The organism is Mesorhizobium sp. M7A.F.Ca.US.011.01.1.1, from assembly GCF_003998295.1.
Classification (GTDB): Bacteria; Pseudomonadota; Alphaproteobacteria; order Rhizobiales; family Rhizobiaceae; genus Mesorhizobium.
Map to the genome: position 1 here is coordinate 1 of NZ_RZRT01000186.1, position 1,087 is coordinate 1,087.

Sequence of the window (1,087 nt, forward strand, 5' to 3'; positions counted from 1 at the left end):
GTCTCGAAGACTCTCTCCCCATGATCCGCGATATGGCTGGAAAACTGCAGAGCGTCATCCGGGTCGCGTTCACCTAAAAGCGCCGCAAGCCGTTCCTTGCGCTCGAGGAGCGGTTGGCCCGAGAGATCGCCGCCGTTCAGTTCCAGCAGGTCGAAGGCGTAGAACTTGAGCGGCATGCCGGCAGCGATGCCAGTCTTGAGCATGGAGAAATTCGTGCGGCCCTGGCTATCGATTGCGACGATTTCACCGTCGATCAGAGCCGAGCCTTTGGTGAGCTTCCGCAGCGGCGGCAGGACCACCTTGAACTGGCGGGTCCAGTCGTGCCCGTTGCGGGTGTAGACGACGACTTCCGATCCGGAGATGGCGACCTGCGCCCGATAGCCGTCGAACTTCATCTCGAAGAGCCAGTTCGTTCCCACCGGAATGTCGTCAGTCAGGGTGCAGAGCTGGAAGGGGCGAAACCTTGGAAGCGGGTATTTGGAGGTAGATTCTGAGTCCCGGCGCGGTGCGCGCTTTTTGCTGAGGGCGGCCTCTACGGCCGACATGCCGAACTCGAATACATGGTGCGATTCAATACTCTTCCTGGGGATTTTGTTCCACACGCGCGTCGATGAATTGAACCGGAAGAGTCCGGCCGCGTTGTTGGGAACTAGAACGCAATCCTTGGAGGAAGAAATGGCCACTGCTCAAACAACCCGTGGACGCAGTCAGGACCGGGCAAAGGTCGCCGGTGGGCAGGATCACGAGGTGAAATATGAGGCGGGCAAGACTGGAGCCAGCAAGGCCGAGGTTAAGTCGGCCGTGAAATCGGTTGGCAACAGCCGCAAGAAGGTCGAGGACAAGCTCAAGAAATAGCTGGCCACCCAAGCGATGGTCCGCGTCGCCACCTTCAATGTGAACGGTGTTAATGGTCGCCTGCCGGTCCTGCTCGCGTGGCTCAAGGCCACGCACTATGACGTCGTCTGTCTTCAAGAACTCAAGACCTCGGATGAGAAGTTTCCGGCCGAGGCGATCGGCGACGCTGGATATGGTGCAATCTGGCACGGCCAGAAATCCTACAACGGCGTCGCAATTCTGGCTCGCGGAG

2 protein-coding genes and 1 pseudogene are annotated in these 1,087 nt (G+C 59.2%); 2 read left to right on the forward strand and 1 reads right to left on the reverse strand.

Features of this window, described 5'->3' with window-relative positions; all coding sequences use genetic code 11:
• Nucleotides 1–545 (reverse strand): annotated as a pseudogene (locus EOA13_RS37215) (DNA ligase D); the annotation flags it as partial.
• Between the two features lie 130 nt (nt 546–675).
• Between EOA13_RS37215 and EOA13_RS37220 the strand changes: the two are divergent.
• Together EOA13_RS37220 and EOA13_RS37225 are read left to right on the forward strand one after the other, a co-directional pair.
• Complete coding sequence (locus EOA13_RS37220; protein ID WP_127298055.1) at nt 676–855, forward strand: DUF3606 domain-containing protein; 180 nt, start codon at nt 676–678, stop codon at nt 853–855.
• A 15-nt stretch (nt 856–870) separates the two neighbouring features.
• Nucleotides 871–1,087 (forward strand): endonuclease/exonuclease/phosphatase family protein (locus EOA13_RS37225; RefSeq protein WP_206535379.1); only part of this gene is annotated, 217 nt, incomplete at its 3' end.